The organism is Streptomyces sp. HUAS CB01, assembly GCF_030406905.1.
GTDB classification, from domain to species: domain Bacteria; phylum Actinomycetota; class Actinomycetes; order Streptomycetales; family Streptomycetaceae; genus Streptomyces; species Streptomyces chengbuensis.
Genome location: NZ_CP129137.1, coordinates 4,430,380 through 4,452,422, shown reverse-complemented (window position 1 = coordinate 4,452,422; position 22,043 = coordinate 4,430,380). Strand labels below are relative to the sequence as shown.

Annotated in this window: 18 protein-coding genes; 10 read left to right on the top strand and 8 right to left on the bottom strand. The window is 71.4% G+C overall.

What is annotated here, in order from left to right; translation table 11 throughout:
* The first annotated feature begins 40 nt into the window (after positions 1 to 40).
* The gene (gene disA, locus QRN89_RS19730) at positions 41 to 1,174 is read left to right on the top strand and encodes a DNA integrity scanning diadenylate cyclase DisA (RefSeq protein ID WP_290350731.1); all 1,134 of its coding nucleotides are present in this window, start codon (positions 41 to 43) and stop codon (positions 1,172 to 1,174) included.
* 204 nt (positions 1,175 to 1,378) lie between these two features.
* Here the strand turns inward: disA and QRN89_RS19725 are convergent, their stop codons facing one another.
* Positions 1,379 to 2,200 (bottom strand): hypothetical protein, encoded by an 822-nt coding sequence (locus QRN89_RS19725; protein WP_290350730.1) that lies wholly within the window; start codon positions 2,198 to 2,200, stop codon positions 1,379 to 1,381.
* Between the two features lie 1,008 nt (positions 2,201 to 3,208).
* Between QRN89_RS19725 and QRN89_RS19720 the strand changes: the two genes are divergently transcribed.
* From QRN89_RS19720 to cseC, 5 genes are all read left to right on the top strand, one after another.
* Positions 3,209 to 4,159 (top strand): HhH-GPD family protein, encoded by a 951-nt coding sequence (locus QRN89_RS19720; RefSeq protein ID WP_390701173.1) that lies wholly within the window; start codon positions 3,209 to 3,211, stop codon positions 4,157 to 4,159.
* A gap of 170 nt (positions 4,160 to 4,329) precedes the next feature.
* Positions 4,330 to 4,908, top strand: a complete 579-nt coding sequence (locus tag QRN89_RS19715; protein ID WP_290350729.1) for a SigE family RNA polymerase sigma factor — start codon at positions 4,330 to 4,332, stop codon at positions 4,906 to 4,908.
* Between the two features lie 92 nt (positions 4,909 to 5,000).
* Positions 5,001 to 5,603 carry a hypothetical protein gene (locus QRN89_RS19710; RefSeq protein WP_290350728.1) on the top strand — a complete coding sequence of 201 codons (603 nt, stop codon included), beginning with the start codon at positions 5,001 to 5,003 and terminating at the stop codon, positions 5,601 to 5,603.
* Between the two features lie 168 nt (positions 5,604 to 5,771).
* The gene (gene cseB / locus QRN89_RS19705) at positions 5,772 to 6,476 is read left to right on the top strand and encodes a two-component system response regulator CseB (RefSeq protein ID WP_290350727.1); all 705 of its coding nucleotides are present in this window, start codon (positions 5,772 to 5,774) and stop codon (positions 6,474 to 6,476) included.
* The gene (cseC, locus tag QRN89_RS19700) at positions 6,473 to 7,792 is read left to right on the top strand and encodes a two-component system sensor histidine kinase CseC (RefSeq protein ID WP_290350726.1); all 1,320 of its coding nucleotides are present in this window, start codon (positions 6,473 to 6,475) and stop codon (positions 7,790 to 7,792) included. The genes cseB and cseC overlap by 4 nt, the downstream gene beginning before the upstream one ends.
* Positions 7,793 to 8,336: 544 nt before the next feature.
* On the opposite strand, the gene QRN89_RS19695 is transcribed toward cseC, so the two are convergent.
* Positions 8,337 to 9,920: an MDR family MFS transporter gene (locus tag QRN89_RS19695; protein WP_290353782.1), complete on the bottom strand. Its 1,584-nt coding sequence runs from the start codon at positions 9,918 to 9,920 to the stop codon at positions 8,337 to 8,339.
* 156 nt (positions 9,921 to 10,076) lie between these two features.
* Here QRN89_RS19695 and QRN89_RS19690 point away from each other — a divergent pair, with 156 nt between their 5' ends.
* Entirely contained in the window at positions 10,077 to 10,640 is a 564-nt protein-coding gene (locus QRN89_RS19690) for a TetR/AcrR family transcriptional regulator (protein WP_290350725.1), read from the top strand.
* A gap of 25 nt (positions 10,641 to 10,665) precedes the next feature.
* Here the strand turns inward: QRN89_RS19690 and QRN89_RS19685 are convergent, their stop codons facing one another.
* Positions 10,666 to 11,274: a M23 family metallopeptidase gene (locus QRN89_RS19685; RefSeq protein WP_290350724.1), complete on the bottom strand. Its 609-nt coding sequence runs from the start codon at positions 11,272 to 11,274 to the stop codon at positions 10,666 to 10,668.
* A 504-nt stretch (positions 11,275 to 11,778) separates the two neighbouring features.
* Between QRN89_RS19685 and QRN89_RS19680 the strand changes: the two genes are divergently transcribed.
* Together QRN89_RS19680 and dacB are read left to right on the top strand one after the other, a co-directional pair.
* Positions 11,779 to 14,778 (top strand): NACHT domain-containing protein, encoded by a 3,000-nt coding sequence (locus QRN89_RS19680; protein ID WP_290350723.1) that lies wholly within the window; start codon positions 11,779 to 11,781, stop codon positions 14,776 to 14,778.
* A 75-nt stretch (positions 14,779 to 14,853) separates the two neighbouring features.
* A complete protein-coding gene (dacB, locus tag QRN89_RS19675) occupies positions 14,854 to 16,482 on the top strand; it encodes a D-alanyl-D-alanine carboxypeptidase/D-alanyl-D-alanine endopeptidase (protein WP_290353781.1) in 1,629 nt (542 codons plus the stop codon).
* Between the two features lie 178 nt (positions 16,483 to 16,660).
* Here the strand turns inward: dacB and QRN89_RS19670 are convergent, their stop codons facing one another.
* The gene (locus QRN89_RS19670; RefSeq protein WP_018892500.1) at positions 16,661 to 19,186 is read right to left on the bottom strand and encodes an ATP-dependent Clp protease ATP-binding subunit; all 2,526 of its coding nucleotides are present in this window, start codon (positions 19,184 to 19,186) and stop codon (positions 16,661 to 16,663) included.
* A 429-nt stretch (positions 19,187 to 19,615) separates the two neighbouring features.
* Here QRN89_RS19670 and QRN89_RS19665 point away from each other — a divergent pair, with 429 nt between their 5' ends.
* Positions 19,616 to 20,218 (top strand): SCO3374 family protein, encoded by a 603-nt coding sequence (locus tag QRN89_RS19665; protein WP_290350722.1) that lies wholly within the window; start codon positions 19,616 to 19,618, stop codon positions 20,216 to 20,218.
* Here the strand turns inward: QRN89_RS19665 and QRN89_RS19660 are convergent.
* From QRN89_RS19660 to QRN89_RS19645, 4 genes are all read right to left on the bottom strand, one after another.
* On the bottom strand, positions 20,197 to 20,535 hold the full coding sequence (locus tag QRN89_RS19660; RefSeq protein ID WP_093660849.1) for a histone-like nucleoid-structuring protein Lsr2: 339 nt from the start codon (positions 20,533 to 20,535) through the stop codon (positions 20,197 to 20,199). The two genes, QRN89_RS19665 and QRN89_RS19660, sit on opposite strands and share 22 nt — an antisense overlap.
* Before the next feature lie 172 nt (positions 20,536 to 20,707).
* Positions 20,708 to 21,247, bottom strand: coding sequence for an amino-acid N-acetyltransferase (locus QRN89_RS19655; protein ID WP_290350721.1), 540 nt, complete (start codon positions 21,245 to 21,247; stop codon positions 20,708 to 20,710).
* Between the two features lie 9 nt (positions 21,248 to 21,256).
* A complete protein-coding gene (locus tag QRN89_RS19650) occupies positions 21,257 to 21,730 on the bottom strand; it encodes a BlaI/MecI/CopY family transcriptional regulator (protein ID WP_290350720.1) in 474 nt (157 codons plus the stop codon).
* Positions 21,731 to 21,847: 117 nt separating this feature from the next.
* Entirely contained in the window at positions 21,848 to 22,036 is a 189-nt protein-coding gene (locus tag QRN89_RS19645) for a hypothetical protein (protein ID WP_290350719.1), read from the bottom strand.
* Between the last annotated feature and the right edge of the window lie 7 nt (positions 22,037 to 22,043).

Sequence of the window (22,043 nt, the reverse complement as noted above, 5' to 3'; positions counted from 1 at the left end):
TGCCCTGGTCTCGCCCGCCCGTACGAGCCGGAGGAGTGCAGTGGCAGCCAACGACCGGGGCTCAGCACCCGGAAAGTCCGGCGGAGGCCCCGGGGGATCCGGCACGGACGCGCTGATGCGCGCCTCGCTCAGTGCGGTCGCCCCGGGCACCGCTCTGCGTGACGGTCTCGAGCGCATTCTTCGGGGCAGCACGGGCGGTCTCATCGTCCTGGGAATGGACAAATCGGTCGAATCCATGTGCACGGGCGGCTTCGTGCTGGACGTGGAGTTCACGGCGACCCGGCTGCGCGAGCTGTGCAAGCTCGACGGTGCGCTGATCCTCGACAAGGACATCACCAAGATCCACCGAGCCGGGGTGCAACTCGTTCCCGACGCCTCCATCCCGACCGAGGAGACCGGCACCCGGCACCGGACCGCGGACCGCGTCTCCAAGCAGTGCGGCTTCCCCGTCGTCTCCGTGTCCCAGTCGATGCGCCTCATCGCGCTCTACGTGGACGGCGAGCGGCGGGTCCTGGAGGAGTCCGCGGCGATCCTGTCCCGGGCGAACCAGGCGCTGGCCACGCTGGAGCGCTACAAGCTCCGGCTGGACGAGGTCGCCGGCACGCTCTCGGCCCTGGAGATCGAGGACCTGGTGACGGTCCGCGATGTCACCGCGGTCGCCCAGCGGCTGGAGATGGTGCGACGGATCGCCACGGAGATCGCGGAGTACGTGGTGGAGCTCGGCACCGACGGCCGGCTCCTCGCCCTCCAGCTCGACGAGTTGATCGCCGGCGTGGAGCCGGAGCGCGGGCTCGTCATCCGCGACTACGTCCCGGAGCCGACCGCCAAGCGCTCCCGCACGGTCGACGAAGCGCTCGCCGAACTCAACGACCTGACGCACGCCGAACTGCTGGAACTGCCCATCGTGGCACGGGCCCTGGGGTACAGCGGCTCACCCGAGACCCTGGACTCCGCGGTCTCCCCGCGCGGTTACCGGCTGCTCGCGAAGGTGCCTCGGCTGCCCGGCGCGATCATCGAGCGGCTCGTCGAGCACTTCGGCGGTCTGCAGAAGCTGCTGGCCGCCAGCGTCGACGACCTCCAGACGGTCGACGGCGTCGGCGAGGCCCGCGCCCGCAGCGTCCGGGAAGGCCTGTCGCGCCTCGCCGAGTCGTCCATCCTGGAGCGCTACGTCTGACGGCCGTGCCCTCGTGCGGCGACGGTGCGCGATGGCCGCACACCGCGCCGCGTGACGTGACGTCGCGGCGGTCGCCGCACGCGTGCTTCTCCGGCCGGGGCCAGGTCCTGCCTTTCCGTTCCGCACGGGGTCCGACGCCCCCTGCGGCCCGAAACCGGCACCGGTCCTGCCCGTTCTGCCCGTTCTGCCGGCATGTCGGTCCAGCTAGTCCTTCTCGAGACGGAACGACGCAGGAGCCACGGACGCCCCCGGGAACGCCGCCTCCAGCAGATACGAACCCGGTGCCGCGGGTCCCGCCGGCGGGGTCGCGCACTGCGGGGCGCTCCTGCGCCGGTCCCAGTCCACGGTGTGGGTCACGGTCCGGCCCGCCGGGACCTTCAGGAGCAGGGAGCCGCCGGCGCTCGGGCAGTCCTTCGAGGACCACACCTTGTCGTTCTCGCCGTCGTTGATGGCGGACACGGTCAACACCGCGTTTCCGGGCCCGAGATCGGCCTTGCAGGTGACGGACGAGCCGTTGTGCACGGCGAGTTCGAACCGCGGGCGCTCCCCGGGGGCGTAGGCGGGCTTGACGCTGCGGACCGTCAACTCGACCGAGCCCGGGGCGCAGTCGGGGAGTGAGGAGCCCGCCGGGACCTGCTCGGCCGGGCCGGTGCCACCGCCGTTCGCCGCGCCGCCGTTGGCCGCGCCGCCCGCGCCCGGGTCGCCGTTCTTCCCGTCACCGCCGCCGGTGTCCGTGCCCGCGTCACCGCCCGTGCCGTCGCCCTCGCCGGTGTCGCCCGACTCGTCCCGCCCGCCGGGCTGTTCACTGATCGCGGGTCCCGAACCGCTGGGGCCCGGCGTGATGGAGGGCGCGGGCTTGGCGCCGCCCGGCTTGCCGTCGTCGCTCGTCCCACCGCCGGGGCCACCTGAGGTGACGGCCCAGGCGATCAGCAGTGCGAGCAGCGCGAACAGCAGCAGCGCGACCGCCCTCCGCCGCCAGTAGATGGAGGAGGGAAGGGGCCCGACCGGATTGCGCAGAGATCCCACGTACCGAACTGTACGAGAGATCGGCGGGCAACTCGGGCCCCACCCGCCGCTCATGGCTCCCGAATGTGCCGATCATCATCATGCGCCCCTGATTCCGGCCCCCTTGAGAGGCCGGCAGGGTCCCGCCGGGTGCGCGACCGCGGGCCGGACCGGGCCGGAAACCCCGACGGGGGACGGGCGGCCGGGGCCGATCGCGCCGCGTGTGCGAGGCCACTCCGCCCACGCTCGGGGCCTTGGACGGCGGCAGCTCCCCTCCCTACCTCGATGCACCGGCTTCGCCCGGTCCTCCCCCGCACCGGGTGCACGACGCCGCGGGCTACGGACCCGGTGCTCTTCGGTTCTGCGGGGCGCGCGCGTGTGTGCCGGGGGGTGCGCGGCCTGGGTGCGCACCGGATGGCAGCCCCCGTAACCGGCCCGCTCGCCGCCGCTCCGGGCCGGGTGCACCGCGAGCCGTCATGTCGCCGCGGGACTCGGAACGTCCGTGCCGCGCGCCCTCTCGGGGCCGCGCCGCACGGGTGCCGTGCCCGCCGCGGGCGACCGGTCGTTCCCGAGCGCCCCTCGGCGATCGCCGCCGCGACGACGGTCGAGCGCGTGCTCGTTTTCCCCCGTGCCCGTGCCCCGATGCCCCCGTGCCCTCGGCACCCGCGCCCGTACGGCCGCGGATCGCCCGGCCGGCCGTTCCCCCTGATGCTGCGCCCATGGCCTTCACCCGCCTCGCCGTCGGGTGCGCCACCCGCACGACGTGGCTGCGGGTCCGGCGATCCGCCAGGCGCGGCCGGCGCCACGGTGTCCCGTCCGGCACGGGCGGGCCGGCGCCCCACCCGTCACCCCAACCCGTCACCGCCACGCGCCGCCACCCCGGAGCCCCGCCACCCCGCTGCCCCGCCACCCCCGACGGGAAATACACCGATCCGGACGCGGGTGTGTACTCCGACCCGGACCCCGTCGGGGACCGCCCGGAGCGCGTCCGCCGCGTCCGGCGCTGAACATGCCAGGATCGGAGGTGCCATGACTGCGACCGAGATGCCCTCCTCCGTGACCGACGTCCCCTCCGACCCGGACGGTGTGCCCGGCGCCGCCGAGGCCGCCGCCGAACTCCACACCCCCGTCATCGCGTGGTTCGACCAGCACGCCCGTGATCTGCCCTGGCGCCGCCCCGAGGCCGGTGCGTGGGGCGTGATGGTCAGTGAGTTCATGCTGCAGCAGACCCCCGTCAACCGGGTCCTCCCGGTGTACGAGCAGTGGCTGGCCCGCTGGCCCCGCCCCGCGGACCTGGCCGCCGAGGCTCCCGGCGAGGCCGTGCGCGCCTGGGGCCGCCTCGGCTACCCACGCCGGGCGCTGCGGCTGCACGGAGCCGCGGTCGCGATAACGGAGCGGCACGGCGGCGACGTGCCCAGGGAGCACGCCCAGCTGCTCGCCCTTCCGGGCATCGGCGAGTACACGGCGGCCGCCGTGGCCTCGTTCGCGTACGGGCAGCGGCACCCGGTCCTGGACACCAACGTCCGCCGGGTGTTCGCCCGTACGGTCACCGGCGTCCAGTACCCGCCCAACGCGACGACCGCCGCGGAACGTCGGCTGGCACGCGAGCTGTTGCCGGACGACGAGCCGAGGGCGGCCCGCTGGGCGGCCGCCTCCATGGAACTGGGCGCTCTCGTCTGCACCGCGCGCAACGAGGACTGCGGGCGCTGCCCCGTCGCCGGGCTGTGCGCCTGGCGCCTCGCCGGGAAGCCGGCGCACGACGGACCACCCCGGCGCGGCCAGACCTACGCCGGCACGGACCGGCAGGTGCGCGGCAAACTCCTCGCGGTGCTCCGGGAGTCCGTGCGGCCCGTGCCGCGCGCCGTGCTCGACCGGGTCTGGGACGAGCCCGTCCAGCGGGCCCGCGCCCTGGACGGCCTGGTCTCGGACGGTTTGGTCGAACCCCTGGAGAATGATCGGTTCCGGTTGCCTCTGACCTGAGAATCGGTGGCCGACCCCGCCTGTTACACAACCGATGGATGGCCGTGCGCCGTCCGACGGCTTCTCCGCACAGCCTCGTGACAACTGCTCCGTAGCTTCTTGTGGCGTAAGCGAGACCACGGAAACACACGGCTTGTCACGGGGCTGAACGGGGAACGGAGGCGGTTGGAATGGCGCACGCAGAGGTGCTCGAGTTCGAGGAGTACGTCCGTACGCGGCAGGAGGCGCTGCTGCGCAGCGCACGACGGCTCGTCCCCGACCCGGTGGACGCCCAGGACCTCCTGCAGACCGCGCTGGTGCGGACCTACGGCCGCTGGGACGGCATAGCCGACAAGTCCCTCGCCGACGCCTATCTGCGCCGTGTCATGATCAACACGCGTACGGAGTGGTGGCGGGCCCGCAAGCTCGAGGAGATCCCGACCGAGCAGCTGCCGGACGCCAGCGTCGAGGACGTCACCGAGCAGCACGCGGACCGGGCCCTGCTCATGGACGTCCTGAAGGTGCTCGCCCCCAAGCAGCGCAGTGTGGTCGTGCTGCGGCACTGGGAGCAGATGAGCACCGAGGAGACGGCCGCCGCGCTCGGCATGTCGACGGGTACCGTGAAGAGCACGCTGCACCGGGCGCTCGCCCGGCTCCGCCAGGAGCTGGAGAGCCGTGAGCTGGGCGCCCGGACCCTGGAGCGTTCGCATCGTCGGGACAACTCGCACGCACGGCGTGAGGAACGGGGGCAGGAGCGTTGCGCGGCCTGATCAGAGGCGGCGGCCCCGAGGAAGGGACCGGCCCGCGGGGCGGTCCCCCTCCCGGAGGGCTGCTCAGCCCATGGGCGGCGAGTGTCACGGCGATGGCCGGCCTCGCCGCCTTCGGGCTGCTCGCGGTGGGCTGCTCCACCGGCGGCACGGGCACCCGCGACGAGGGGCCGGCGCGCACGGATCCGGTGGCGCAGTCCCCGTCGGCGGCGGCGACCTCGGCCTCCCCCTGGAAGAAGGTCGACCCGGTCGCGCTGCTCAAGAGCGACCCCAAGGTCAGCAAGCGGGTCAAGGCGGACCTGCGGCCCTGCACGGCCGACGCCTACGCGATCGACACCTCGTACGGGAACCTCACGGACAACGCGGAGGCGCCGGACGTGGTGGTGAACCTGATGTCGTGCGGGGATGCCGTGGGGATCGGTACCTATGTGTACCGGGCGACGGGCGGGACGTACGAGAATGTCTTCGCGAAGGAGGAGCCCGCCGTCTACGCGACGATCGACCGCGGGGACCTCATCGTCACCCAGCAGGTGTACGCCGAGGGCGACCCGGTCACGTACCCGTCGGGCGAGATCGTGACCACCTACCGCTGGTCGGGGACGCGGTTCACCGAGCGCGACCGGTTGCAGAACGAGTACAGCCGGGTCGTCGGCGGTGAGGAGGAACCGCCGGCCACGTCGGCCCCGAGCGAGGACTGACCCACGTGCCCGCCGTGGCGTCGCACACCGCCGACGCGCACGGGACGGACGCCCCGGGGGCGACGCCGGGCGTCCCCGGACACCTGCCGGAGAACCGGCAGCCCACCGCGGACCACCGCGGACCACCGCGGACCACGATCGAGAGACGAGAGCCGAGAGAGCTGAGGGATGGCCGAGACACATGTGCTGTTCGTCGAGGACGACGACGTCATCCGCGAGGCCACCCAGCTGGCACTGGAACGCGACGGCTTCACCGTGACCGCCATGCCGGACGGACTGGCGGGTCTCGAGGCGTTCCGGGCGAACAGGCCCGACATCGCGCTGCTCGACGTGATGCTGCCCGGTCTCGACGGGGTCAGCCTCTGCCGCAGGATCCGGGACGAGTCGACCGTGCCCGTGATCATGCTGTCGGCACGGGCGGACTCGATCGACGTGGTGCTGGGGCTGGAGGCCGGGGCCGACGACTACGTCACCAAGCCCTTCGACGGGGCCGTGCTGGTCGCCCGGATCCGAGCCGTGCTGCGTCGCTTCGGCCACGCGGGCGGGGTCGCGGGGGACTCCGGCGAGCCGGGCCGTCCGGGCGAAGGAGGAGTGCTGACCTTCGGTGACCTCGAGGTCGACACGGAGGGCATGGAGGTGCGCCGGGCGGGCCGGCCGGTCGGGCTCACGCCCACGGAGATGCGGCTGCTGCTGGAGTTCTCCTCGGCACCCGGCACGGTGCTCTCGCGCGACAAGCTGCTGGAGCGCGTCTGGGACTACGGATGGGGCGGGGACACCCGCGTCGTCGACGTCCATGTGCAGCGGCTCCGCACGAAGATCGGCCAGGACCGGATCGAGACGGTCCGCGGCTTCGGGTACAAGCTCAAGGCATGAGGAGACCGGCCCTGCGGACCGGCGTCCGCTGGAAGATCAGCATCGCGATCGCCGCGGTGGGTGCGCTGATCGCTGTCGCGCTGAGCCTGGTCGTGCACAACGCCGCCCGGGTGTCGATGCTCGAGACCTCGCGCGATCTGCAGATGAGCCGGCTGCTCTTCGCCCAGCGCATATACGAGACCACGAAGCCGAGGACCGAGCCGAAGCTCGGCGCGAAGCTCAACGACCCGCAGCTGCCGCGGCCGCTGCGGAGCCTGCTCGCCGACGGACGGCAGGCCACTTACGTACAGGGGAAGGGTGCGGCACCCACCATCTGGGCGGCCGTGCCGCTCGGCAACGGCGATGTGCTGTCCCTGCAAAGCCGGATGCCCGACCGCAGCGCCGACATCATGAAGGACCTCGACCGTGCCCTCGTGATCGGTTCGGTGTCGGTCGTCTTCGGCGGCTGTGCGCTGGGCGTACTCATCGGCGGTCAGCTCTCCCGCCGGCTGCGGAAGGCCGCCGCGGCGGCGGGCAGGGTGGCCCAGGGCAACACGGACGTACGGGTCCGGAAGGCCGTCGGCGGAGTCGTGCGGGACGAGACCGACGAGCTGGCGCGGGCGGTCGACGCGCTGACCGACGCGCTCAACGAACGCATCGAGGCGGAACGCCGGGTCACCGCGGACATCGCGCACGAGCTCCGCACCCCGGTGACCGGGCTCCTGACGGCGGCCGAGCTGCTGCCGCCCGGCCGCCCCACCGAGCTGGTGCGGGACCGGGCACAGGCGATGCGCACGCTGGTCGAGGACGTGCTGGAGGTGGCGCGGCTGGACGGCGCGTCGGAGCGGGCCGAGCTGCAGGAGATCGCCCTGGGCGAGTTCGTCAGCCGCCGGGTCGCCGTGCTCGACCCCGACGTCCGGGTCAGCGTCGTGCATGAGTCCTGGGTCAGCACGGACCCGAGGCGGCTGGAGCGGATCCTGCTGAATCTGCTGACCAACGCCGCCAAGTACGGCGGGTCACCGATCGAGGTCACGGTCGAGGGCCGGGTGGTCCGGGTCCGCGACCACGGTCCCGGCTTCCCGGAGGCGCTGCTGCGCGAGGGACCGAGCCGGTTCCGCACCGGCGCGAGCGACCGGGCGGGGACGGGTCACGGCCTGGGCCTCACCATCGCGGTCGGCCAGGCACGCGTCCTCGGCGCCCGGCTGACCTTCCGCAACGCCGCGCCCGAGGGCGTCGCGTCACCGGGCGCCGCCGGAGGAGCGATCGCCGTCCTCTGGCTGCCGGAGCACGCGCCGACGAACACGGGCAGTTTCACCAGGCCGGCGTTCCCGGAATGACCGTGCCCGCGGCGATGGTTCCGGAACGACGCCGCGGAATGCACGCGCCCGGTCGGGCCGGCGTTCCCGGACCGGCCCCTCCCGGACCACTGCACCCGACGAACGCGTCGTTCCGGACCGGCCCCTCCCGGACCACTGCAGCCCACTGACGCCCCCAACGGCCCCCGGTCGGGCCGGCGCTCCCGGACCGATCGTTCCCGCATGGCTGCTCCCTGACCGACGACCACGGCTCCCGGTCGGCGGCCCTTGCCGCACTGTCCCCGAGCGGCCCTCCCGCAGCTGATCGCCTCCGGTGCGCCGCGGCCATGGCGGACGGGCGAGGGCCGGCGAGCATCCGGGCCAGACGCCCCGGGTGTCCGGCGCTCCCCGGGTGCCCGGCGTGCGCCGGACACCGGTGGCTCGTCCGGGCCGCCCGGTTCGTCCGCCGGCCCCGTGCGTCCACGCGCCGGCGCCGGCACCGGCACCCGCACCCCTCGACGCGGTCCCGGACGCCGACGGCCCCCCGTGCCGTGCACCGGGGGGCGTTTGCGGGCCGTGCCCGAGGTCAGACCGCCTCCGCGACCTTCGCGCCGCCCTCGGGGGCTGCGGCCGCGTCGTCCTCCGGCCGGGCCGGACCGGCGCCCTTCAGCGGCACCTCCTTGACCAGGAACGCCGCGACGAAGCCGATCACCGCGACCGCGGAGCCGAGCACGAACGCGGAGTGCGTACCGGAGGCCACCGCGAACTGGTACGCCTCCCGCACCTGCTCCGGCAGCTTCGCCAGACTCGCCGCGTCGAGCTGCGCCGACTGCTGGGTCGCCACCGACCCGCCCCGTGCCGCCATCTCGTCCTGGACCCGGGAGGTGAAGAGGGCTCCCATGATCGCGACGCCGAACGACGAGCCGAGGGTGCGGAAGAGGGTGGTCGCCGAGGAGGCGACGCCCATGTCCTTCATCTCGACGCTGTTCTGCGCGACAAGCATCGTGATCTGCATCAGGAAGCCCATGCCGGCGCCGAGGACCGCCATGTAGAGGCCCGAGGTGAGCCGCGACGTGCCCGTGTCCATCTGCGCGAGCAGGAAGAGGCCGACGACCATGAGGGCGCCGCCGATGATCGGGAAGATCTTGTACTTGCCGCTGCTGGTGGTGACCCGGCCCGCGATGAGCGACACGACCATCATCGACAGCAGCATCGGCAGGAGCAGCAGACCGGAGTTGGTGGCGGAGGCGCCCTGCACGGACTGCTGGAACAGCGGCAGGAAGAGCACCGCGCCGAACATCACGAAGCCGGTCAGGAAGCCGATCACCGACATCAGGGTGAAGTTGCGGCTGCGGAAGATGTGCAGCGGCATGATCGGTTCGGCCGCCCTGGTCTCCATCAGGACGAAGCCGACGAGGGCGACGACGCCGATCGCGATGAGCTCCATGATCACCGCGGAGTCCCAGGCGTACTCCGTGCCGCCCCAGGTGGTGACGAGCACGATCGCGGTGATGCCGACCGTGAGCAGGGCCGCGCCGAGATAGTCGACCCGGACCTTCGCCATCCGGTCGCGCTTCGGCAGGTGCAGCACGACGCCGACCATCGCGAGGGCGACCGCGCCGAGGGGCAGGTTGATGTAGAAGCTCCAGCGCCAGCCCCAGTGGTCGGTGATGGTGCCGCCGACGAGCGGCCCGCCGATCATGGCGAGGGCCATCACACCGGCCATCATGCCCTGGTACCTGCCGCGCTCCCGGGGCGGTATGAGATCACCGATGATCGCCATCACACCGACCATGAGGCCGCCGGCGCCGAGGCCCTGGACGGCGCGGAAGCCGATCAGCTGGCCCATGTCCTGGGCCATCCCGCTGAGGGCCGAGCCGATCAGGAAGACGACGATCGAGGTGAGGAAGACGCCCTTGCGGCCGTACATGTCGCCGAGCTTGCCCCAGATGGGCGTGGAGGCGGCCGTGGCCAGGGTGTACGCCGTGACCACCCAGGACAGGTGCGCGAGGCCGCCGAGCTCGCCGACGATCGTCGGCATGGCGGTTCCGATGATCATGTTGTCGAGCATGGCCAGCAGCATCGCGATCATGAGCGCGAGCAGGACGACACGGACGCTGCGCGGCTGCGGCGCGGCCGACGGATCGCCCGCGGCCTCCTCGGCGGTCACGGTCCCGCCGGGCTCCGCTCCCTGCTGTGCTTCCTGTGCTCCCACCCGTTCCACTCCCCTGTGCACTTACTTGCCGCCCGGCTAGTTCACTACACTGGGGAAGGTAGCCCCGTAACTAGCCGGGCGTCAAGTAAGTATCCGTCCCAGGAGAGCCCCATGGCCAGAGGCAACACCCGCCAGCGCATTCAGGACGTCGCCCTGGAGCTCTTCGCCGAGCAGGGCTACGAGAAGACGTCGCTGCGCGAGATCGCCGAGCGGCTCGACGTGACGAAGGCGGCGCTCTACTACCACTTCAAGACCAAGGAAGACATCGTCATCAGCCTCTTCCAGGATCTGACGCGGCCGATCGACGAGCTCATCGCCTGGGCCGAGGGGCAGCCGCACACCCTGGAGACCAAGCAGGAGATCCTCCGCCGCTACCAGGAGGCCCTCGTCGGGGCCTACCCGCTCTTCCGCTTCATGCAGGAGAACCAGGCCACCGTGCGCGAACTGAGCATCGGCGAGACCTTCAAGGAGCGCATGATCACGATGACCCGGCTGATCCAGGAGCCGGGCCTGGCCCTGACCGACCGGGTTCGCTGCGTCAGCGCGCTCTTCACGATGCACGCCGGGATGTTCTTCATGCAGAACGTCGAAGGCGACCCCGAGGAGAAGCGTGAAGCCGTCCTCGAGGTCGCCGTCGATCTGGTGTCGCAGGCCCATCACGGCCCGCGGGAGTGAGCCGTACTCCGCCCTGCGGGGAACGTCAGATGGTGACGCCCTGCGCACGCAGGAAGTTCGCCGGGTTCAGGGCCGAGCCGTAGTTCGGGGTCGTACGGATCTCGAAGTGCAGGTGCGGGCCGGACGAGTTGCCGGTGTTGCCGGACAGGGCTATCAGCTTGCCGGCGTTCACGCTCTGGCCGACGTGCACGTTGATCTTCGACAGGTGCGCGTACTGGGAGTACTTGCCGTTGCCGTGCTTGATCACGATGGCGTTGCCGTAGGCGGACCCGTCGCCGCCGCCGTTCGGGCCGGCCTTGACGACGACACCGCCGCTGGCGGCCTTGACCGGGGTGCCGACCGGAACGGCGAAGTCCTGGCCGGAGTGCTTGTGGGACCACATGGCGCCGCCCTGGTTGAAGCTGGCGGTCAGGGTGTAGCCGGAAACCGGCTTGACCCAGCCGTTGGCCTTGGCCTTCTTCGCCGCGACCGGCTTCGCCTCGGCCGCGGCCGGGGCGCTCTCGACCGTGTCGGCGGACGCGACACCGGCACCGGCTCCGACGACCATCGCGGCGCCGAGTCCGGCAGCCACGACGGCACCACGGGTACGGAGCACGGACGGGCGGAAACGGGTGAGGGCGGTGCGCTTCGACATACGGGGAGAACCTCCGGGCTGTGGGACATGAAGCGACCCGATGGCTGAGCACCGGGGCAACACCTTGGTAACCCGCACCCCCAACCCGGCTCAAACACCCCATCTACGACATCTCGTCGTAGAGCCGCGCCTGTGAGCGGCACCCTTGACGGAACCGCAACTCTCGTCCGCCATTGCCCGAAATCTCCGGACGAAGGATGGTTTATTAGCACGTGGGGGCTGCACAGATACGTTGACCGGTCCGGACCGCCGCCGCACCGGGCCCGCACGGCCCCCGACGCCACCCCTGAGGGTCCGGACACCCCCGCGCACGGCCCCGCAACCCCACTAAGCGCCCTAGTAGGCTCGGAAACGCCTGTGCGCCTTGTCACGGGCGGTGGGACCAAAGTCCGTCCGTTTCGGGACCAAAGTCCCGTTAGCCACGAGCGCTGACTGACTTCGGGCGGTGCGCCCGGAACGCGAGGTTTGAGGGGATATGCCCCTCTGGACACGGGGGAGAGTCCGATGGAGCCCGCACTGATCGGCAGCCGCCTCGCGTCGGCGGCGCTCTCCCCGCTCGTCAGACGCCTCCTGGTGCAGGAGGGCGTCGGCGCGGCCCTCACGGACAGACCCGTACGACTCGCGGGCCTGGTCTCGTTCCGGGGCGAGAAGCGCACCCTCACCGAGCGGGACGTCCACAAGCTCGCGGGCACCCTCGTCCGGGAGTCGCTGGCCCGCCCCGGTGAGGCGCCGTTCCCCGGCGACGAGGCCGAAGCCGTCGCCGACGCCCTGGCCCGGACCCTGCTCGCCCTCGGCGAGCTGGAGATGGACGACGTCCAGGCCGTCCGCCACGGCCACCGCGAACTGGCCCGGCGGCTGCGCACCACGCCCGCGGCACGGCGCGCAGCCGCCGGACTGTCCGCGGACGCCACCCTCTACCTCGACTCGATCACCGAGTGGGCCTGCCTGCACATCCTGCAGTTCTTCACCCAGCGCTCGTCCTTCGTCGCCCGCACCCTCGTCGAGCAGAGCCGCACCCAGGCCGAGCTGATCAGGAAGCTCGACGAGCTGATCCGGCGGGTGCCCCGCGCGGACGCCCGTGACACGGAGTTCGAGCGCCGCTACCTCCAGTACGTCGCGCGGAGGCACGGCGACCTCACGATCTACGGCATCGACCTGCACGACTCACCGGACGAGTGGCCTCTGGACGTCGCCTACCTGTGTCTGGACGCCTCCGCCCGGACGGCACCGGCCCCTGACCCGCGGACCGGCCCGGCACCGGCCACGGACCCGACCGGGCCCGACCTGGAGCCCGGACCGGCCGCGGACCGCCAGGAGCCGCCGGGCGACGGCGTCCGGTGGCCTGGCAGGGCGCGCGGCGCGGACGATCCCGAGGCGGAGCCCGTGCCCGCGGACCAGGCCCTCGCCGCCCACGACCGGGTGCTGCTCCGCGGCGTCGCCGGCTCCGGCAAGACCACCCTCGTCCAGTGGCTGGCCGTGTCCGCCACCCGTGTCCCGGGTGAGGACCCGGACGAACGGATGAGCTACCTCCACGACCGCGTCCCCTTCGTCCTGCCTCTGCGCACCCTCACCCGCCACGGCGAGCGGCTGCCCGCCCCCGAGGGGTTCCTGTCGGCCGTGGGCTGCCCCCTCACCCCGCCCGAGGACTGGGCGGACCGGGTCCTCACCGCGGGTCGCGGACTGATCCTGGTCGACGGCGTCGACGAGGTCCCCGAGGCCGAGCGGAGCCGCACCCGCCGGTGGCTCCGCGATCTGCTGGGCGCCTACGGCGCCGGCAACCGCTGGCTCGTCACGTCCCGGCCCTCCGCCGTACGCGACGACTGGCTCGCCGCCGACGGCTTCACCGACCTCACCCTCTCCCCCATGAGCCGCCGGGCGGTCACGACGTTCGTCCAGCGCTGGCACCGGGCCGCGGGTGCCGACGCCCGAACGTACGAGCAACCGCTCCAGGACGCCCTCCGCAGCAAGCAGGACCTCGCCGCCCTCGCCACCAACCCCCTGATGTGCGGGCTGATCTGCGCACTCCACCGCGACCGGCGCGGCTTCCTCCCCCGGGGCCGCAAGGCCCTCTACGAGGCGGCGCTCGCGATGCTGCTCACCCGCCGGGACCGGGAGCGGGACATGGGTGCGCCCTCCGGGGTCGACCTCGCCGAGGCCCCGCAGATCCAGCTCGTGCAGCGGCTGGCGTACTGGATGACGCTCAACGGCCGGACCCAGATGGACCGTTCCCGGGCCGAGTCGCTGGTCCTCGGCGCGATCCCGGCGGTCCCCGAGGCGGCCGCCGCCGGGGACCCGCAGGCGGTCTTCGCCCATCTGCTGCACCGCAGCGGGCTGCTGCGCGAATCCTCCCCCGGCGCGGTGGACTTCGTGCACCGCACCTTCCAGGACCACCTCGCCGCCAAGGCCATCGTCGACGAGTGGCACATCGGCGTCCTCGTCCGGCACGCGGCGGACGACCAGTGGGAGGACGTGATCCGCATGAGCGTGGCCCATGCACGGCCGCGCGAATGCGCCGAGATCTTCACGGAGTTGCTCGCCGCTGCGGACGCGGCGCCCGACCGCGCCGCACAGCTGCGGATCCTGGTGGTCGCTGCGGCGGCGATGGAACAGGCGACGGAGATCGCGCCGTCCGTCCGCGAGGCGCTGCTGAGCCGCACGGCCGAGGCCATTCCGCCGAGGACCGTCCAGGAGGCCCGGGCCCTGTCCGCCGCCGGCCCCCTGGTGCTCGACCTGCTGCCGGGACCCGAGGAGGCGGGGGGCGACGACGTGGCGCACATGACGGTCGTCACCGCCTCGCTCGTCGACTCCGACGCGGCGGTCCCCTTCCTCGCCCGGTACGCCGGGCACCCCTCGGTGCGGGTGCGCTCGCAGCTCGTGTGGTCCTGGGACCGGTACGACCACGCCGAGTACGCCAGGGACGTGATCGCCGCGATCGACCCTTCGGGGCTGTACTTCACGGTGCGCAACGGCGAGCAGGCGCGCTCGCTCGCCGCCCTCGGCGGCGGCCGCGCGGTGCACTTCCAGGGGGACCTGCCCGAGGAGCTCATCGCCGCGACGGTCCGGTCCTGTGCGCCTCCCGCGGTCCGGATCTCCCGGAACCCGCGGCTGACCGGCCTCGACTGCCTGACGGACGCACCCGTGCCGCCGAGGGACGTCGAGATCGACCGCTGTCCCGCCCTCACCGACCTCTCGGCCGTGGGCCCCTTGACCACGCTCCTCCTCGACGACAGCCAACTGGCCGTCGTGGCACGGGTACCGGACGTGGAGGGGGTCCAAGTGGAGCTGAGACGGGCGGAACCGACCCTGCGCCGCGTCCCGGAGCTCTTCCCCGGCCTGCCCTTCCTCTCCGTCGTCCACCTGTGGCAGGACGAACCCGTGGACCTGTCACCGCTCACGGCCGTGGACGGGCTCCGCCGGATCCTCGTCGTCGGCGATCCCGCCCTGGTCCTGGGGGCGGACGGCTTTCCCGGCCATGTCTCAGTGACCGTCAGGATGCCCGAATAGCACGGGTGTTGCGTCACGCCTCCTTCCCGCCCCCGGCCCGGTCCGCCATCCTCCTGTGACATGAGCAGACCCGTGATGAGCCTGAACCGGAGCGGGCGGCTCCGCCGTGACCGCTTCCGCCGCAGTGTCCTCCACGCCCGGACCTGGCCACTCGCCCTCGGCCTCGTCGCCGCACTCGCCTGGAGCAGCGGCAGCGCACCCGCCGGGGCGGGGCCGTCCGACACCGGACTCAAGGGCGCCATCGACACGATCCTCGCCGACCCCCGGATGGACGGCGGTGCCGCGAGCGTCGTCGTCGCCGACGCCACCACCGGGGAGCGGCTCTACGAACGCGACGCCGGCGACCGGCTGATGCCCGCCTCCAACACGAAACTCGCCACGTCCGCCGCGGCCATGGCGCTGCTCGGCCCCGACCACCGGTTCCGTACCGACGTCCTGTCCACGGGCCGCCGTCACGGCTCGGTCCTGCACGGCGACCTGTACCTCCGCGGCGGAGGCGACCCCACCGCACTCGCCTCCGACTACGGGCGGCTCGCCGCGCAGCTGCGGGAGTCGGGCATCCGCGCGGTCACCGGCCGCATCGTCGCCGACGACACCCGGTTCGACACCCAGCGTCTGGGCCGCTCCTGGGCCGCGGACGACGAGTCCTCCTACTACTCCGCCCAGATCTCCCCGCTGACGGTCGCACCCGACACCGACTACGACTCCGGGACCGTCATCGTGGAGGCGTCCCCCGGCGCCACCGCGGGCGACAGGCCGAAGGTGAAGCTCACCCCGCCCACCGACTACGTGCGGGTCGACGTCCGGGGCCGCACCGTGCCCGCCGGCGGGACCGACACCCTCGCCGTCGAGCGCGAGCACGGCACCAACACCATCGTGATCAGCGGGGACATCCCGGTCGGCGGCTCCACCACCAAGGAGTGGATCACCGTCTGGGAGCCCACCGGCTACGCCGCGTCCGTCTTCGCCGACGCCCTGGCCGAGCAGGGCGTACGCGTCGCCGGCACCCCCCGCCTGGGCAGGCCCACGCCACCCGGCGCGAAGGTCCTCGCCACCCACAGCTCCATGCCGCTCAGGGAACTGATGCTGCCCTTCATGAAGCTGTCCAACAACATGCACGCCGAGACGCTGACCAAGACGCTCGGCTACGAGACGTCCGGACACGGCACCTGGAGCGCGGGGCTCTCCGCCATCGACGGCTATCTGAGGAAGGAGGGGGTCGAGGCGGCGAAACTGCGCCAGGCGGACGGTTCCGGCCTGTCCCGGATGAACGTCTTCCCCGCCGACCAGCTCACCCGCCTCCTGCTCGCGGTCCGCGACGCGCCCTGGTACGCCGACTGGAACGCGTCGCTGCCGGTCGCCTGCAACCCCGACCGCGCCGTCGGCGGCACGCTCCGCACCCGTATGTGCAACACCCCGGCTGCCCTCAACGCCCGTGCCAAGACCGGCTCCCTGACCGGCGCCTCGGCGCTCTCCGGGTACGTCGAGGACGCCGGTGGCCGCGAACTGGTCTTCAGCATCGTGCTCAACAACCACCTCGCGTCCTCCGTGAAGAGCATCGAGGACGCGATCGTGGTGACGCTGGCCAGGTCCGACACGGCCGGCGGCACGATCGCCACCACGTCCGAACCGGCCCTGCGGAACGCCCCCCGGACCGCACCCGCCGATCTCGAGTGCACCTGGCGGAAGCCGGACGTCTGCTGAAGCCCGTGGCCCGGGTCCGTCCCACGGGGGTACGGTCCGGGCCTCCCGGGCGGCGCGTACCTCCCCCGCGGCAGTCCAGCCGCGGGGGAGGTCCCGTTCCCGGCCGCACGCATCACCAAGGGGCTGCCCCCGGACCCTCGGGTCCGGGGGCAGCCCCTTCGACGTGCGCTCGGAACGCTCAGGCGTCCTTCGACAGGTTCGGCCCGCTGCCGCCGGCCGCCGACTCGATCGGCGGGACGTCCGGCAGAGCCGACTTCTCCTCGCCGCGGAAGGTGAACTTCTTCTCCTCACCCTCGCCCTCGGTGTCGACCACCACGATGTGACCGGGACGCAGCTCGCCGAACAGGATCTTCTCGGAGAGCAGGTCCTCGATCTCGCGCTGGATCGTCCTGCGCAGCGGACGGGCGCCCAGGACCGGGTCGTAGCCCTTCTTCGCCAGCAGGAGCTTGGCCTCCTGGCTGAGCTCGATGCCCATGTCGCGGTCCTTCAGCCGTTCGTCCACCTTGGCGATCATCAGGTCGACGATCTGGATGATGTCGTCCTGCGACAGCTGGTGGAAGACGACCGTGTCGTCGACGCGGTTGAGGAACTCCGGCCGGAAGTGCTGCTTCAGCTCGTCGTTGACCTTGGCCTTCATCCGCTCGTAGCCGGTCTTGACGTCGCCCTGGGCGGCGAAGCCCAGGTTGAAGCCCTTCGAGATGTCCCGGGTCCCGAGGTTGGTCGTCATGATGATGACCGTGTTCTTGAAGTCCACGACCCGGCCCTGGGAGTCGGTCAGACGACCGTCCTCCAGGATCTGGAGCAGGGAGTTGAAGATGTCGGGGTGGGCCTTCTCGACCTCGTCGAAGAGGACGACGGAGAACGGCTTCCGGCGCACCTTCTCGGTGAGCTGGCCGCCCTCCTCGTAACCCACGTATCCGGGCGGGGAACCGAAGAGGCGCGAGACCGTGTGCTTCTCGCTGAACTCCGACATGTCGAGGGAGATCAGCGCGTCCTCGTCGCCGAAGAGGAACTCGGCGAGCGTCTTGGACAGCTCGGTCTTACCGACACCGGACGGTCCGGCGAAGATGAACGAACCACCGGGGCGCTTCGGGTCCTTCAGACCGGCGCGGGTACGCCGGATCGCCTGGGACAGCGCCTTGATGGCGTCCTTCTGGCCGATGACGCGCTTGTGGAGCTCGTCCTCCATGCGGAGCAGACGGGAGGACTCCTCCTCCGTCAGCTTGAAGACCGGGATGCCGGTGGCCGTGGCGAGGACCTCGGCGATCAGCTCGCCGTCGACCTCGGCGACGACGTCCATGTCGCCGGCCTTCCACTCCTTCTCCCGCTTGGCCTTCGCCGCCAGCAGCTGCTTCTCCTTGTCGCGGAGGGAGGCCGCCTTCTCGAAGTCCTGGGAGTCGATCGCGGACTCCTTGTCCCGGCGGACACCGGCGATCTTCTCGTCGAACTCGCGGAGGTCCGGCGGAGCGGTCATCCGGCGGATGCGCATCCGGGAACCGGCCTCGTCGATCAGGTCGATCGCCTTGTCCGGCAGGAAGCGGTCCGAGATGTACCGGTCGGCCAGGGTCGCGGCCTGGACCAGCGCCTCGTCCGTGATGGAGACGCGGTGGTGCGCCTCGTAGCGGTCGCGCAGACCCTTGAGGATCTCGATGGTGTGCGGCAGGGACGGCTCCGCGACCTGGATGGGCTGGAAGCGGCGCTCGAGGGCCGCGTCCTTCTCCAGGTGCTTGCGGTACTCGTCGAGCGTCGTCGCACCGATGGTCTGCAGCTCACCACGGGCCAGCATCGGCTTCAGGATGGAGGCGGCGTCGATCGCGCCCTCGGCGGCACCCGCGCCCACCAGGGTGTGGAGCTCGTCGATGAACAGGATGATGTCCCCGCGGGTGCGGATCTCCTTGAGGACCTTCTTCAGGCGCTCCTCGAAGTCACCGCGGTAGCGGGAGCCGGCGACCAGCGCGCCGAGGTCGAGGGTGTAGAGGTGCTTGTCCTTGAGGGTCTCGGGCACCTCGCCCTTGACGATGGCCTGCGCCAGGCCCTCCACGACGGCGGTCTTGCCGACGCCGGGCTCGCCGATGAGGACCGGGTTGTTCTTGGTACGGCGGGACAGCACCTGCATGACCCGCTCGATCTCCTTCTCGCGCCCGATGACCGGGTCGAGCTTGGACTCGCGGGCCGCCTGGGTGAGATTCCGGCCGAACTGGTCGAGGACGAGGGAGGTCGAGGGCGTGCCCTCGGCCGGACCGCCGGCGGTGGCGGCCTCCTTGCCCTGGTAACCGGAGAGCAGCTGGATGACCTGCTGCCGCACCCGGTTGAGATCGGCGCCCAGCTTCACGAGGACCTGGGCGGCGACGCCCTCGCCCTCGCGGATCAGGCCGAGCAGGATGTGCTCCGTGCCGATGTAGTTGTGGCCCAGCTGGAGAGCCTCCCGGAGCGACAGCTCCAGGACCTTCTTGGCACGAGGGGTGAAGGGGATGTGCCCGGACGGGGCCTGCTGGCCCTGGCCGATGATCTCCTCCACCTGCTGGCGGACCGCCTCGAGCGAAATCCCGAGGCTCTCCAGGGCCTTAGCGGCGACACCCTCACCCTCGTGGATAAGGCCCAGGAGGATGTGCTCGGTGCCGATGTAGTTGTGGTTGAGCATCCGGGCTTCTTCCTGAGCCAGGACGACAACCCGCCGCGCGCGGTCGGTGAACCTCTCGAACATCGTTAATCGCTCCTCAGAGCGGTCAGTCAGTTAGGGGTCGATCCCCTCCCTGTCCTTCCGCAGCTTAGTCCCGCAAGCGGGGACCGCTCATTCCAACTGCCGACACCCGTCTGTGGCCTCCTGCCCCGAACGCCGACAAATGCTCCAACCCGATGGTGCGAGACGATGTTCCCGCAGGCCAGGCAGTTACCCGTGCCATCAGTACGCCGATGGCGAACGTGAGACCCCGGAGCCCGCGTGTCACCCGTCCCCACTAGGGATGTCTTACCCGTATGGACGGACACTCCATGCGGCGCACGCCGGTTCCCTCAGCTACGGGCGAACACCCTTGCGCCCCCGAGCACGCCCTTGTCACCTCCGTCCCGGCACCATGCGTGACGATTGCCTGACGATCCGTAACCACGGGGTCCTCCCGGCAGTTCCACGGACATGGCCTTCACTCTCCCGGCACCTCGCGTGCCGCTCGATGACGGCGGCGCAAGGTGGTACAAGAACGAGCTTGGCTGGGCTACGGCCGAAGGGCCACCGGTACGGCTGATCACCGGGCTGCGGTTCGACGTTCTGGAGCTGCCGGCGGACGCCGGAACGGCTCTGTTGCGGCGCTGTGGACGGACCGGGCCGGTCGCCAGGGCGGGGAACGGAATTCTGCTCCTGGTCGCCGCGGGCAGCGCCGAGGAGCTGCCGGGGCTGCTCGACTGGCTGGAGTGGGGCGGCATCGGCCTGGAGCTCACCGCTCACGGGCGGGGCGGGTGCGTACCCGCCCCGGCGCCCCCGGGGTGCACCGTCCCGGCCGGGGCGCCGCAGGGGGCCGCCGAATGGCTGCGGCCCCCGAAGCCGGGGCGCGAGGTGGAGCCGTCACTGCCGGCGTTCGCCGCCGTCGGGCGCCGCGGTGCCGGGCCCGGGGGCGCGGGCGGCACCCCCGACCTCGTACGGCTCGTGGACGCGGCGGCGAACGCCTGCCACCGGGCCCGTCTGATGCGGACGTGTGCGGCAGGGCCGCGGACGACTGCTCAGCCGTTGGCCTTCTCGTAGGCCTCGCGGATCTCGGCGGGGACGCGGCCGCGGTCGTTGACGCTGTAGCCGTTCTCCTTCGCCCACTTCCGGATCTCGGCGGTGTCCTTGCTGCCCGTCGAGGATGCGGCACGGCCCTTTCCACGGCCGGTCGTGGCACGGCCACCGGTGCGCCGGCCGCCCTTGGTGTAGGGCTCGAGCAGACCGCGGAGCTTGTCCGCGTTGGCGGTGGTGAGGTCGATCTCGTAGGTCTTGCCGTCCAGAGCGAACGTCACGGTCTCGTCCGCCTCGCCGCCGTCGAGGTCATCGACAAGAAGGACCTGAACCTTCTGTGCCACCGGATTTCCTTTCATCGAAAATGCAGTACGCGGAAAGGAAACCGCTTTTCTCTGGAAAACACAAACCCTCGGCAGAGGTTCAGAACCCGGGGAACGCGGGAAACGTGCGCGATTCGGACATAGGGGTTCGGCGCCGGGCTGAGTCCCGCTTCCGCTTGCCGTCGAAGCGGGATCACAGGTGCAGAAGCATCCGGCTGTTGCCCAAGGTGTTCGGCTTCACCCGTTCGAGACCGAGGAACTCGGCGACACCCTCGTCATAGGAACGCAGCAGCTCACTGTAGACATCTCCGTCGACCGGAGTCTCACCGATCTCCACGAAGCCGTGCTTCCGGAAGAAGTCGACTTCGAAGGTCAGGCAGAATACCCGCCGCACACCCAGCCAGCGGGCGGTGTGCAGCAGCTTGTCCAGCACATGATGGCCCACACCCCCGCCCCTGAACTGGGGGTCCACGGCGAGCGTGCGCACTTCCGCGAGGTCTTCCCACATCACGTGGAGGGCACCGCAGCCGACCACCTGCGCGTCCGTGTCGCGTTCCGCGACCCAGAACTCCTGGATGTCCTCGTAAAGCGTCACGGTCGCTTTGTCGAGCAGGATGCCTTCGCTCACGTACGGGTCCACGAGACGGCGTACGGCCGGCACATCGCCGGTCCTGGCCCGACGGACCGTGACGGCATTTGCTGCGGCATTGGGAAGCGGCTGCGCTGACGACATGACCGGACGCTATCGCCCCGCCCCGTCCGCGCCGTGGGCGCCCTCGGCATCCTGTTCGGGAGAACCCTCCGCCGCTCCTTGCGAAGACCCTTCCCGCTCCGGTTCCGCGGTCTCTTCCGCGGGGTCGCGCTGAACGACGCGGATCGCGTCCCTGAGCTCCTGGCGCTGCTCCGGCGACATCATGCCGAAGAAGGCGACAAGGGCCGCCGCGGGGTTGTCGCTCTTCGACCAGGCTTCGTTCATCAGTGCGGCGGAGTAGGCGGCCCGGGTGGAGACCGCGGTATATCGATAGGCGCGGCCTTCGACTTCCCTGCGCACCCAGCCCTTCTGATGGAGATTGTCCATTACGGTCATGACCGTGGTGTAGGCGATGGACCGTTCCTGCTGGAGATCTTCCAGCACTTCGCGCACCGTCACCGGGCGGTTCCATTGCCAGATGCGCGTCATGACGGCGTCTTCGAGGTCTCCCAATTGGCGGGGCACATCGCCACCATAGTCGGAGATGTCGTAATGCCTGGCTATTGACGTACTTCGGGTACGAAAAAGGACGTACGGCCGCGATGAGCCGTACGTCCTGTGAGCAGCCGATGGCGACCGGTGTCAGGCCTCGGTCGGGCGGTCCGACGGGGTGGGCCGGCGGTCGGCCTCCGCGCGGGCGATCGCCGCGTCCACGGCGGCGTCCTCCTTGGCCTTGTTCGGGCCGCCCTGGCTCTTCACGATCGTGACGACGAGGGCGGTGAAGAACGCGGCCATCACGACCGGGGGCAGGAGCGCGGATACGTAGTCCATGCCCTCC

What these genes read in the sequence shown, in the direction of transcription:
- QRN89_RS19670 (WP_018892500.1), bottom strand. Translation starts at nt 19,186, where the DNA reads ATGTTCGAGAGGTTCACCGACCGCGCGCGGCGGGTTGTCGTCCTGGCT.
- QRN89_RS19715 (WP_290350729.1), top strand. Translation starts at nt 4,330, where the DNA reads ATGGCGCACGCAGAGGTGCTCGAGTTCGAGGAGTACGTCCGTACGCGG.
- QRN89_RS19655 (WP_290350721.1), bottom strand. Translation starts at nt 21,247, where the DNA reads ATGTCGTCAGCGCAGCCGCTTCCCAATGCCGCAGCAAATGCCGTCACG.
- cseB (WP_290350727.1), top strand. Translation starts at nt 5,772, where the DNA reads ATGGCCGAGACACATGTGCTGTTCGTCGAGGACGACGACGTCATCCGC.
- QRN89_RS19710 (WP_290350728.1), top strand. Translation starts at nt 5,001, where the DNA reads ATGGCCGGCCTCGCCGCCTTCGGGCTGCTCGCGGTGGGCTGCTCCACC.
- QRN89_RS19685 (WP_290350724.1), bottom strand. Translation starts at nt 11,274, where the DNA reads ATGTCGAAGCGCACCGCCCTCACCCGTTTCCGCCCGTCCGTGCTCCGT.
- dacB (WP_290353781.1), top strand. Translation starts at nt 14,854, where the DNA reads ATGAGCCTGAACCGGAGCGGGCGGCTCCGCCGTGACCGCTTCCGCCGC.
- QRN89_RS19680 (WP_290350723.1), top strand. Translation starts at nt 11,779, where the DNA reads ATGGAGCCCGCACTGATCGGCAGCCGCCTCGCGTCGGCGGCGCTCTCC.
- QRN89_RS19665 (WP_290350722.1), top strand. Translation starts at nt 19,616, where the DNA reads ATGGCCTTCACTCTCCCGGCACCTCGCGTGCCGCTCGATGACGGCGGC.
- QRN89_RS19690 (WP_290350725.1), top strand. Translation starts at nt 10,077, where the DNA reads ATGGCCAGAGGCAACACCCGCCAGCGCATTCAGGACGTCGCCCTGGAG.
- QRN89_RS19645 (WP_290350719.1), bottom strand. Translation starts at nt 22,036, where the DNA reads ATGGACTACGTATCCGCGCTCCTGCCCCCGGTCGTGATGGCCGCGTTC.
- QRN89_RS19720 (WP_390701173.1), top strand. Translation starts at nt 3,209, where the DNA reads ATGACTGCGACCGAGATGCCCTCCTCCGTGACCGACGTCCCCTCCGAC.
- cseC (WP_290350726.1), top strand. Translation starts at nt 6,473, where the DNA reads ATGAGGAGACCGGCCCTGCGGACCGGCGTCCGCTGGAAGATCAGCATC.